At 43.4% G+C, this 12469-nt stretch carries 10 protein-coding genes and 1 pseudogene; all 11 read left to right on the top strand.

Annotated features, from left to right (window positions below):
* The first annotated feature begins 254 nt into the window (after positions 1-254).
* Complete coding sequence (gene prpB, locus IEE84_RS06760; RefSeq protein WP_191113596.1) at positions 255-1148, top strand: methylisocitrate lyase; 894 nt, start codon at positions 255-257, stop codon at positions 1146-1148.
* A 100-nt stretch (positions 1149-1248) separates the two neighbouring features.
* Positions 1249-1905, top strand: a complete 657-nt coding sequence (locus IEE84_RS06755; protein WP_191113595.1) for a DUF2059 domain-containing protein — start codon at positions 1249-1251, stop codon at positions 1903-1905.
* A gap of 92 nt (positions 1906-1997) precedes the next feature.
* The gene (prpC, locus tag IEE84_RS06750; protein WP_191113594.1) at positions 1998-3125 is read left to right on the top strand and encodes a bifunctional 2-methylcitrate synthase/citrate synthase; all 1128 of its coding nucleotides are present in this window, start codon (positions 1998-2000) and stop codon (positions 3123-3125) included.
* Between the two features lie 307 nt (positions 3126-3432).
* Positions 3433-6066 (top strand): Fe/S-dependent 2-methylisocitrate dehydratase AcnD, encoded by a 2634-nt coding sequence (acnD, locus tag IEE84_RS06745; protein ID WP_224737987.1) that lies wholly within the window; start codon positions 3433-3435, stop codon positions 6064-6066.
* A gap of 228 nt (positions 6067-6294) precedes the next feature.
* Positions 6295-6555: pseudogene (locus IEE84_RS06740) on the top strand (type II toxin-antitoxin system Phd/YefM family antitoxin); the annotation flags it as partial.
* Between the two features lie 101 nt (positions 6556-6656).
* Complete coding sequence (locus IEE84_RS06735; RefSeq protein WP_037025847.1) at positions 6657-6917, top strand: Txe/YoeB family addiction module toxin; 261 nt, start codon at positions 6657-6659, stop codon at positions 6915-6917.
* A gap of 81 nt (positions 6918-6998) precedes the next feature.
* A complete protein-coding gene (locus tag IEE84_RS06730) occupies positions 6999-7727 on the top strand; it encodes a hypothetical protein (RefSeq protein WP_191113591.1) in 729 nt (242 codons plus the stop codon).
* 47 nt (positions 7728-7774) lie between these two features.
* The gene (gene prpF / locus IEE84_RS06725) at positions 7775-9016 is read left to right on the top strand and encodes a 2-methylaconitate cis-trans isomerase PrpF (RefSeq protein WP_191113590.1); all 1242 of its coding nucleotides are present in this window, start codon (positions 7775-7777) and stop codon (positions 9014-9016) included.
* A 73-nt stretch (positions 9017-9089) separates the two neighbouring features.
* Positions 9090-9854 (top strand): hypothetical protein, encoded by a 765-nt coding sequence (locus IEE84_RS06720; protein ID WP_114699994.1) that lies wholly within the window; start codon positions 9090-9092, stop codon positions 9852-9854.
* Between the two features lie 32 nt (positions 9855-9886).
* The gene (locus IEE84_RS06715) at positions 9887-11740 is read left to right on the top strand and encodes an ABC transporter ATP-binding protein (RefSeq protein WP_191113589.1); all 1854 of its coding nucleotides are present in this window, start codon (positions 9887-9889) and stop codon (positions 11738-11740) included.
* A gap of 71 nt (positions 11741-11811) precedes the next feature.
* Positions 11812-12438 carry a GNAT family N-acetyltransferase gene (locus IEE84_RS06710; protein ID WP_057760177.1) on the top strand — a complete coding sequence of 209 codons (627 nt, stop codon included), beginning with the start codon at positions 11812-11814 and terminating at the stop codon, positions 12436-12438.
* The last annotated feature ends 31 nt before the right edge of the window (positions 12439-12469 follow it).

Below are 12469 nucleotides of genomic sequence, written 5' to 3'. Positions count from 1 at the left end.
CTTTAGTAATTGTAACTAAATGTAAAAAATAGAAGATTATAAAAGCTGTGATTTTAAGCAATATGAATACTTATCATAAGAAATTACCAATAACTGCATAATGCTATTTGAATAATGAATAATATTAAAAATACTACATTCAATTATTATTTAAATTAAATATTAATTGAGAATCCAAACTTTTCAGGCATGAATAATTGAGTATAATCAGCTACAACAATTAGAATATTTTCCCTCCATGTAAGGACAATCACATGACTTCATCTTCAGCAGGCGCGCGCTTTCGCAGTGCCCTCGCTCAAAAAAACGATAACAACCAACCATTACAGATTGCAGGCGCTATCAATGCCTATACAGCGATGATGGCAACCCAAGTTGGTCATCAAGCGTTGTATCTCTCTGGTGCTGGCGTGGCCAATGCGTCATTTGGTTTACCTGATCTAGGCATGACCAGCCTTGATAACGTCTTAGAAGATGCTCGCCGTATCACAGATGCCGTCGATACCCCGCTGCTTGTCGATATCGATACAGGCTTTGGTGGCGCATTTAACATCGCTCAAACTATCAGAAAGATGGAAAAAGCAGGCGTCGCGGCAGTACATATCGAAGATCAAGTGGCGCAAAAACGTTGTGGTCATCGCCCTAACAAAGAAATCGTTAGTATCTCAGAGATGGTTGATCGTCTAAAAGCGGCATTGGATGCCAAGACTGACCCTGACTTTGTAGTGATGGCTCGTACAGATGCCCTATCAGTAGAAGGTTTAGACGCTGCTGTTGAACGTGCCGTCGCCTTTCAAGAAGCGGGTGCAGATATGATCTTTGCAGAAGCGCTGACCGATATCGAGATGTATCGTAAGTTCACTGATGTACTCGATATTCCAGTACTGGCAAACATGACAGAGTTTGGTCAAACAGATCTATATACCACTGATCAGTTGTATAGTGTGGGTGTTGAGATGGTGTTATATCCACTATCCGCTTTCCGCGCTATGAACAAAGCAGCATTGAACGTTTATCAGCATTTGTTAGATGATGGTACACAAGACAAAGTCGTCGATACCATGCAGACTCGCATGGAGCTCTATGATTTCTTGAACTACCATGAGTTTGAGCAGACACTAGACAAGCTATTTGCTGATAATAAGTAGTTAATAACTAATAATTGCCAAGTAGCAACGCCGAAACGATAAACCATCTCTGTGGACTTTATCGTTTCAAAACCCGTCTTTATTTACCTTTAGGTTATTTATGCCATTTTTTACTGCTCATACGGTTGTCAAATCCTCACTACTTAGTAGCACGCTTGCGGCGCTGTTGTTCATGACGGGCTGTGATAAAACACCAGAAACCGTTGACGATACTGCCAGTGATACGAGCGAAACTGTGGTTGGCGAAAGCGAAGCTGCACCATCAGAGACTGATGCTCAAAACGACTTGATCATGACGACGATTACGTTAGATACCGTCAACAGCTTATTGTTTGCACCAATTATCAATAGCGGTGCGCTCAGCGAAGAGCAAGTCAGCTGCCTTGAGTCTCGCGACAAAGACTTGGGTAAAGCCGAAGTCGATCGTTTTTATAAGAGTCAGTTTACCGATGCAGAGTTAAAAGAGTTAGATGACTTTTATACGTCGGATGTGGGTAAAAAACTGCTTGCTTTTGGCAATGAGCAATTACGTGTCATGAATGGCGAAGAGGTGGCAACGCCAATGGCTAACCCTACCCCAGAAGAAATGACTGAAATTCAGACATTTATGGAGTCACCACTGGGTGCCAAGTATATGAAGATCAACAATGCAGAAGGCGAAGGCAGCGCGATGGAAGTCTTAAATGTCCCTATTGAAGCTGAATTTGAGCGTTGTAACGTCGATTTAGACGGTCCACAGCCTGAACAGCCTGCATAACCCTAAACTAGCGCTATAGTCATTAACCAATAAATTTATTATCAGAAACACCGTTTTCACTCAAAAAAGCTACCAACAAAAGGAATGTAAACATGGCAGCACAGAAAGAACTTTCAGGCGCAGGTCTACGTGGACAAGTCGCTGGTAAAACCTCTCTATCTACCGTTGGCAAATCAGGCTCTGGTCTGACCTATCGCGGTTATGATGTATCAGAACTGGCAGATAAGTGTATTTTTGAAGAAGTGGCTTATTTGCTGTTATACGGCAACTTGCCTACTCAAAGCGAGCTTGACGCCTATCAAGCCAAACTAAAAAGCTTACGCGGCCTACCACAAGCGTTAAAAGACGTGCTTGAACGTATTCCAGCCGACGCACATCCAATGGATGTGCTACGTACTGGCTGCTCTATGCTTGGCAACCTTGAAACCGAAACTGATTTTGCTCAGCAAAACGATCAAACTGATCGTATGCTAGCGGCCTTCCCGTCGATTATCAACTATTGGTATCGCTTCACCCATGACAATGTACGTATCGAGACCGATACAGATGATGCCACCATTGGCGGTCATTTCTTACATTTGCTCAAAGGCGAAAAACCAAACGAGCTACACGAGAAAGTAATGAACGTCTCGCTTATCCTTTATGCAGAGCATGAGTTTAACGCGTCGACCTTTACCGCTCGTGTGTGTGCATCTACCTTATCTGATATTCATTCTTGTATTACCGGTGCAATCGGTTCACTACGCGGTCCATTGCATGGCGGCGCGAATGAAGCGGCGATGGATATGATTGAAGGCTTTAGCTCACCTGATGAAGCTGAAGAAAAAATGATGGGTATGCTGGCTCGTAAAGACAAAATCATGGGCTTTGGTCATGCGATTTATAGCGAGTCAGACCCGCGTAACGTGGTGATTAAAGGTTGGGCTGAGAAGCTAGCTGCGGACGTTGGTGATGAAGTGCTATACCCAGTATCGGTACGCTGTGAAGAAGTCATGTGGCGTGAGAAGAAGTTATTCTGTAATGCTGACTTTTTCCATGCTTCTGCCTATCACTTTATGGGTATTCCAACCAAGCTATTCACCCCTATCTTTGTCTGTTCACGCTTGACTGGTTGGGCTGCTCACGTATTTGAGCAACGTGCTAACAACCGTATCATTCGCCCGAGTGCAGAATATACGGGTGAAGATCTACGCCCAGTACCAGATATGAGCGCGCGTTAAACGGCTGTTATTTAGCAATTATTAAGATGATTTTTGCTAAGTAATCTTATCAGCTAGCGGCAGTGCTAGCTGATACAGGTATGATGATTGAGCCTTGCTATGAGTTTTTCAGGTTTAATCGTCATACACTATCTTTTTTATAGACCACGCCCTTTTAACTTCCAATATCGCTTCTTTAGCAAAGCCTATGAGAACGAACGATGATTTTGCTAAAGGAATGAATTTTTACCCAATATCAACGCTTAACTACTTATTATAATTAGCCAACAGCCAAAGGTGACTTATGGACAACGCCCTAGTACAACCAATGAACGAACAATTCAAAAAGCCACTTCCCGGTACTGATCTTTATTACTTTGACACCCGCGAGGCTGTCGAGAGTATCGAAGCTGGCGCGTATGACAAGCTACCATTTTGCTCAAAAGTCTTGTGTGAAAACCTAGTACGCCGTTGCCCACCAGAAGAGTTAACCGATGCGCTAAAGCAACATATCGAAGGCAAGCAAGATCTAGATTTTCCTTGGTACCCTGCCCGCGTGGTTTGTCATGATATCTTGGGTCAGACTGCTTTTGTTGATTTGGCAGGCTTGCGTGATGCTATCGCTGAGCAAGGCGGTGATCCGTCTAAGGTAAACCCTATCGTGCCAACTCAGCTTATCGTTGACCATTCATTGGCCGTTGAGCACGCAGGCTTCGAAGATGACGCATTTGAGAAAAACCGTGCGATTGAAGAGCGCCGCAACGATGACCGTTTTCACTTTATTAACTGGTGCCAGTATGCCTTTGACAATGTAAACGTCGTGCCGCCGGGTAACGGCATCATGCATCAGATTAACCTAGAGAAAATGTCACCTGTCGTACAGGTCGTGCACAATAAAGCGGGTGAAGAAGTCGCGTTTGCCGACACCTTAGTTGGTACTGATAGCCATACGCCGATGGTCGATGCACTAGGTGTAATCTCGATCGGTGTGGGCGGCTTAGAGGCCGAAAGCGTCATGCTAGGTAACCCGTCGTATATGCGCCTACCTGATTATGTGGGTGTTAAATTAACAGGCAAATTGCAAAAAGGCATCACTGGTACGGATCTCGTACTGGCGATGACTGAGTTCTTACGCGACGCAGGTGTGGTCTCTACCTATATCGAATTCTTCGGTGACGGTGCACGCCAGCTAAGTGTCGGTGACCGCGCTTCTATCTCCAACATGACACCTGAATATGGTGCCACTGCCGCGATGTTCTATATCGATGAGCAAACCACTGATTATCTGCGTTTGACTGGTCGCTCTGAGGAACAGATTAAACTGGTTGAGCAATACGCCAAGCAAACGGGCCTATGGGCTGACGGCATGGAAAAAGCCGAATACGCACGCGTCCTTGAGTTTGATTTGTCATCAGTGGTACGTAATATGGCAGGTCCGTCGCGTCCACATGCCCGTGTATCAACTACGGATTTGGTAGCCAAAGGTATCGCTCATGGCGCTGACGAAAAATTGCCTGAACCTAAAGACGGTCTCATGCCAGATGGCGCGGTTATTATCGCTGCTATTACCAGCTGCACCAATACTTCAAACCCACGCAACATGGTCGCCGCAGGCCTTGTCGCTCGTAATGCGAATGCCAAAGGCTTATTACGTAAACCTTGGGTGAAGTCATCATTAGCACCCGGCTCAAAAACGGTCAAAATGTATTTAGAAGAAGCTGGGTTGATGCCTGAGCTACAAGAGATCGGCTTTGATGTGGTTGGTTTTGCTTGTACCACTTGTAATGGGATGAGCGGTGCGCTAGACCCTGATATCGAAAAAGAAATCATCGATAATGATTTATTTACCACGGCAGTGCTATCTGGTAACCGTAACTTTGACGGTCGTATCCATCCATATGCCAAACAAGCGTTCCTGGCATCGCCGCCACTGGTTATCGCTTACGCCATCGCTGGTAACATCCGTTTTGATATCGAAAAAGACTCATTGGGCAAAGACCAAGACGGCAATGACGTGTATCTAAAAGACATCTGGTTTGATGATGAAGAGGTTGATGCCATTGTTGCTGCTGCTGTTAAGCCTGAGCAGTTTAATGCCGTATATATCCCTATGTTTGATGAAGCCAAAAAAGACACAGGTAAGGCGTTAAGTCCATTATATGACTGGCGTGAAATGACCACTTATATTCGCCGTCCGCCGTACTGGGAAGGCAAAATGGCTAAGAAAAATAAACTGACAGGCCTACGCCCGCTTGCAGTCCTTGGTGATAACATCACAACCGACCATATGTCACCCTCAAACGCTATTCTGGGCTCATCAGCAGCTGGCGAGTATCTCGATACTATGGGCTTGCCTGCTGAGGACTATAACTCATACGCAACCCATCGCGGCGACCATTTAACCGCGCAACGTGCCACCTTTGCCAACCCTAAACTATTGAACGAGATGGTACGTGACGAAAAGGGTGATATTATTCAAGGCTCACTGGCCAAAGTGGAGCCAGAAGGTCAAGTCATGCGTATGTGGGAAGCGATTGAAACCTACATGAACCGTGAGCAGCCGCTGATCATCATTGCAGGTGATGGCTATGGTCAAGGCTCAAGCCGTGACTGGGCTGCCAAAGGCGTGCGTCTCGCTGGCGTAGAAGCCGTCGTTGCTGAAGATTTTGAGCGTATTCATCGTCAAAACTTAGTGGGCATGGGCGCGCTGCCTTTACAGTTCGAAGAAGGCACGACTCGCCATACGCTAAATATCGATGGTACAGAAACCTTTGATGTCACAGGTGAAGTCTCGGCTGGCGGGTTGATGACTCTAGTGATTCATCGTACCGATGGTAGTACCACTGAGACGCCAATTATCTGCCGTTTAGATACTGCTGACGAAGTAAAAATGTACAACGCAGGTGGTATGCTACAACGCTTTGCTAAAGAGTTTATCGAAGGTACGCTTGATATCGTCTAAGGCTATCCTGTAGGTTTTAGCGTGATAAGCAGCAAAGTATGAAAGTTGCCGATGTTGTATAACCTCATATGACATCGGCTTTTATTTGCTTTTACGTTCTATACACTGAGTTTTGTCACTTACTCCTAAGTACTAGAGAATAGCTAAATATTGAGTTTACTTAACCAATGGCGTAATATGTACTATATATTGTACAAGTAATGCAGAATGTCATGAAAGGAGTAAGCCATGAGAGTCATTAGTTTTTCAGAAGCCAGAAAGCACCTAAAGTCCGTTCTAGACACGGTAAACGATGATGCCAACGCCACTATCGTGACCCGCCGTGACGCTGATGATGCCGTTGTGATGTCACTTGATTATTACAACAGCCTAATGGAAACCGTCTATCTATTAAAATCTCCTGCCAATGCGGCGCACTTAGCGGACTCTATTGCCCAATATAAAGCTGGCAAGACTGTTACGCGTGAGCTAATTGATACGGTAGAAGATAGTGATAAAGGTGATGGTAGCAGCGATAATAATGAGCATACGGATGGCGATATTGAAAGTGCTTAAACTCAAAGGCTTCAATCAATCCAAAGGGTCTAATAATGAGTGAGCAACTAGCATGGACAGATGCTGCGTGGAAAGACTACCTGTACTGGCAAACGCAAGACAAAAAAACACTCAAACGTATTAACAAACTCATCACCGAATGTAAGCGTAATCCGTTTGAAGGCATCGGCAAACCTGAACCTCTAAAAGAAAACCTATCAGGATTTTGGTCCCGACGCATCGATGATGCCAATCGGTTGGTATATGCCGTCGATGATAACTATCTGACGATTATCTCTTGTCGCTATCATTATTAAGTTTAAAGATTACTCGTTGGGAGTCGCTTCATCCTCTCAATCTATCTAATTTTATATAAATTTCACATTTAAGGTTCAAGCATGAAGTACCTACTTTTAATAATACTCATGTTTTGCAGTTCATGCTTTGCTAAGGAAATGGATAGGGAAGCTACTTATTATAATTTCTCAAAAAAAGCGCTAAACAGCTTGGGCAGCTCGGTAGCCACTTGTGACTCTTACGCACTTCAAGACCCTGAAACCGAATGGCTATGCGGTAGTTATGGAGAAGATCAATCACGCTTTATTGTTGATTGGGAATCTTTTGTAAAATCTCTTGGATATCAGCTCACACCCTACTCTAACTGGTTTGTTTCCCGTGATGACGAGGAAACAATAGACTTTTATGGTAAAGCCTACTATTTCAACGAAACAAAAATATTGGTTGCGTTTGACCCTTCAGAGACACATAGAGAAATTTTCATAGGTGTAAGTCCTAATGTTTTTTTATTGGCAGATAGCGCTACTCCCTATCTAAAGACAAAGCTGGACATCCCAAAAATAACTTTGGCAGAAACACCTTTACCTGATAATTACAGCTGTAAAAATTTCGATAGCCAAGTTGAAGCAATGCAATTTTTCAAGAAACATGGATTTAATGCAGATTATGACCCATATAATTTAGATGCCGATAATGATGGCACTCCTTGTGAGGTTTTTCAAAATCAAAGAAGTTATACAAACCAATGTACTGCAAGTGAATCTTGGGTAAACGGTTATGTAAGAAAAAATGGTACTAGAGTGCGTGGTCATTGCAGAAAAAAGCGATAGTCAATTGATTTTATTTTAAAAAATACCATAAAAAAGGAACTTTAAAGATGATCCAAGTCACCACTTCCCCCGCCCCCCAACTATCAATCCCTGCTACCTATATGCGTGGCGGTACCTCCAAAGGTACGTTCTTTAAATTATCTGAGCTACCTGAGCGCTGCCAAGTCGCTGGCGAATCACGTGATAACTTCCTATTACGTGTCATCGGCAGCCCAGATCCTTACGGTAAGCAGATTGATGGTTTGGGCAATGGCAGTTCTAGTACGTCAAAAACGGTTATTTTATCGGCCTCTGACAGACCAGATCACGATGTGAATTATCTGTTCGGACAAGTCAATATCGCCAAACCAATGATTGACTGGGCGGGTAACTGTGGCAACTTAACCGCGGCCGTCGGTGCCTGTGCCATTAATATGGGTTTGGTCGATGCCGACAAAATTAATAACAGCATCGATGAAGATGCTGAAAGCGGGATTTGTGAAGTACGCATTTGGCAAGAAAATATCGGTAAGACGATTATTGCCCATGTACCAGTCTATTTAGATGCACAAAACAAAGTACAAGTTCAAGAAACAGGAGACTTTGAATTAGACGGTGTCACCTTCCCTGCTGCTGAAGTCAAAATTGAGTTTATTGACCCTGTAGATGCCACTAGCGACATGTTCCCTACTGGTAACTTAGTCGATGACTTCGATGTTACTGGCTGCGGTCTAGAGGCTGATAGCGTCAAAGCGACCTTCATTAGCGCTGGTATCCCAACCATCTTTATGAAAGCAGAAGATTTAGGCTTTACGGGTACTGAATTACAAGGCGACATCAATAGCGATGGTGAGCTACTTGCCAAACTTGAGAAAATCCGTGCCACAGGCGGTGTGGCGATGGGATTATTTAAAGACGTTTCTGAAGCACAGACTAGCCAACACATTCCTAAAGTCGCTTGGGTAGGTGCAGCACAGAGCTATACCGCCTCTAGTGGTAAATCGGTCGATGCAGACGAGATTGATTTAGTGGTACGTGCTATGAGTATGGGTCAACTGCATCATGCCATGATGGGTACAGCCGCAGTCGCTATTGCCGCCGCGGCAACCACACAAGGTACGCTTGTTAACGAAGCTGCTGGCGGTAATGAGCTGACAGAGGTGCGTTTTGGCCATCCATCAGGTACATTGCTCGTCGGTGGAAAAACTGAACTAGTCGATGGGCGCTGGCAAGCCAAAAAAGTGTCGATGAGCCGCTCAGCAAGGCGTATCATGGTTGGTGAGGTTTTTGTGCCAGCGGATGCGTTTTAATTTTGATGATATTTTTCTCTGACATATTTTAAACCTCCAATAGCTAGATTGATAAAATAAAGGCTAAAATTATATGGTATTTAATGAAGTCATTGAACGAATGAATTTGTTTACACTTTCAGCAGTAAGAACGTCGGATTTAGCAATTTCAGCAAAAAAAATGATGAATTGGGATAAAGAAGCATGGTCTACCTCTCCTTGTTTGTCTACTGCAGCTAATAGACCAGACTTAGATGAAAAACTATTACCGTTGGTACATGATTTATCAAATGAGTTAAGTGTAACTATTTCTTTGATCTTTAGAGAACCTGAACCCTCTGATATTTCAGAACATGGCGGTGTAAAATTTGGTCATGAGAAAGAATTTACACCTATTGAACATATAGTAGGTACTCAAATAATTCTATACAACTTCTGCCTTCTTGAAGCTTATGAATTCGACTTGTATAAAAAATTATTAGATAAAAATAAGGAAAATTTTCTAGATGAGAAAGTTTCTTTAAAAGACATTCTTAATAGGGGTTCAGACAAGCTACTTGCGGGAATTCTTGAACGTGAGCAAAATAAGCATGAGAGAATGGGCGTAAGAAACAGAGTTAATAATTGGAATAAACTTGGTGTAGAACCTATACCCGAAGAATGGGTAAAAGCATATGAGGATATTTCAAATAGAAGGAATACACTGACTCATGAAGCTCATCCAGATGATGTAACTTTAATTGAAGCAATTATTTGTTTCCATCGCATGAGGCTAATAGCAAGGAAGATAGCAATACACTTCGAAGACGATACCATAACCCTTTGTCAAAGTCCTCTAGACGATTATCCTGAAATTTAGAAAAACTTGAAATAAAATTATAAAACTTACATATGTCAACATCTCCCCAATCCCGCCGCGTACAGTTAGATAAAAAGCCTCCAGTCGAAAAAAAAGAGCGGCGGGCGCTGCTGTGGGATATTCTAAAAAAACTGGCGGTATTTGCTAAACCTTATCGCTTGCTTATTATCGCTACCTTGGCGCTGACGGCCTTAGGCTCCTTTACCGCACAGGTCAATGCATTTGTACTACGTTATACCGTCGATACCTTGACCGAAATTGCTACGCTTGCCGAGCCATGGCAAGCAGGTCTGCGTATGTTAGGTATTATTAGCGTGGTCTTGCTAACTAAAGAGGTCCTGTCGATATTTATCTCTTTTGGTCAGCGTTTTTTTGGTGAAAAGATTCGTATCAACTTGTCGCGCGACTTGTCTCAAAAAATCATTGAGCGCATCCTTACCTATCGCATGGCGTTTTATACCAGTAGTGAAAATGACAGTGGTAAATTGCAAACCCGTATCGATTACGGTGTCAGCAGTCTTACCAGCCTGGTGCAAAACTTCTTTATCGATATGCTACCGCTATTTGCCAATGCAATTGTGGCACTTATCATCATGTTTTCGACCAATTTTTGGGTTGGCATGGTCGGTCTTATTATCATACCCATTTACTTTTTTATCAGTCAAAAGCAAGCACGCCGTCTGCAAGGTTTTCGTCGGCAGATGCGCGGGTTTCGAGAAGCCAAAAGCGGTTTGGTAATCTCTTTGATTAATTCGATTAGTGTAGTGAAATCCTTTGTCCGAGAGTCTATTGAAGCTGAAAAGCACTTAGCCATTCAAAAGGAAATGACCGACAATCAGCTACGCATTCGCAGTATTGGTTTTGTTTATGATGCCATCAAAACCTTTATCGAGCAGATTGGTGTGGTGGTTATCATCCTTCTCACCGCTTATTTCGTGCTACAAGGCGAGATGACCATTGGCATGATTTTATTTCATGTCATGCTGTTTCAGAACGTCGCCGCCCCTATCCGTCAATTACACCGCATCTACGACCAGATAAATAATGCATTGACCTATGCCGAAGGTTTTTTTGATATTTTAGAAGACGATAAACAAGTCGAAAACATCGATGGCATCAGTAGCGAAAACCTCAAAGGTCATATCGAGCTTAAAAACGTTGATTTTACCTATCCTAATGGCACGCAAGCGCTAAAAAACGTCAGCTTTACTATCAAGCCCAATCGCATCACCGCGTTGGTTGGCCTTTCTGGCGCAGGCAAGAGCACAATTATCAATCTATTAGTCAAGTTCTATGCGCCAGACGCTGGCACGATTTGCCTAGATGGGCATAATTTGGCTGACTGTGACACCCACGAGTTGCGTCAGCGCATCGGCCTAGTACTACAGAGTAATCATATTTTTTCGGGTACGATCAGTGAAAACATCCGTTATGGCGATATGAATGCTAGCGAAGATGACATCATCGTGGCTGCAAAAAAAGCCTCTATCCACGAGCAGATCATAGGGCTGGCTGATGGCTATGAGAGCACTACTAAGTCATTATCAGGCGGTCAGCAGCAGCGGATTGCGCTGGCAAGGATGTTTTTAAAAGACCCACCTATTGTGTTTTTGGACGAGCCGACAGCCAGTCTAGATGCTATAGCCAGTCAACAGGTCAAAAAAAGCCTAGATCTGATCAAAAAAGACCGTACCGTCATTATGGTCTCGCACAATATCGCCCAAATTATCGATGCCGACGATCTCGTGGTGATAGAAAATGGCGAAGTGGTTGAGACAGGTACACATGAGGTACTTTATGCCCAACGCGGCAAATACTTTGAAATCTTTAGCGCTATGTCTGATAGCCTAAACTTAGATAAAATCAGCCAGACCCTAAACGGTTAGGAATGGTTAATGCCTGCCTAAATCGTTATAATGCCAATCTTTTACTGCCTATTGCCAGAAGCTAGCCCACTATGACTTGTGAATTTTCTTTAAAAACCTTTGACGAGCTGACCTCAGTTGATTTGTACCATATTTTAAAGGCGCGCTCGCAAGTGTTTGTCGTCGAACAAAACTGTGCCTATCAAGATATGGATGAAGTGGATTTTGATTGCTTGCACCTAATCGCTCATCAAAATGCAGCATTGGTGGGCTATTGCCGTATCATTCCACCTGAGTTTAATAAGCTAAAATCCAACCTATCAGTAGCTGATCCTGCGATTAAGACCAACCACACTGCGATGCCTGCTATCGGTAGAGTGCTTGTGCTATCAGAGCATAGAGGTGATGGTCTAGCACGGCAAATGATGAATCAGGCTATTGCACAGTGCCGCAAAAAGTACGGTAAAAAGCGCCCGATTATCATCTCGGCACAGGTTTACTTACTTAGTTTTTATGAGTCGTTAGGTTTTGTACCTGAAGGCGAGCATTATCTCGAGGACAATATCGAGCATGTAAAAATGGTGCTATACGTTGCTAAGAAAAATAAAATCAAAAAAGAGAGCACAGACACTGCGTCAACCACGACCAAAGTTTTAAGTTTCCTGCTGTTTATCATGGCCGCTTTGTTTGTTTTAGGTCTGTTGTACTTAATGATTTAGACCGTTGCTAACGTCTTAATTCTTAACATAA

It is taken from the genome of Psychrobacter sp. 28M-43, assembly GCF_014770435.1.
GTDB lineage: Bacteria > Pseudomonadota > Gammaproteobacteria > Pseudomonadales > Moraxellaceae > Psychrobacter.
This window is presented reverse-complemented; position numbering and strand designations above follow the sequence as displayed.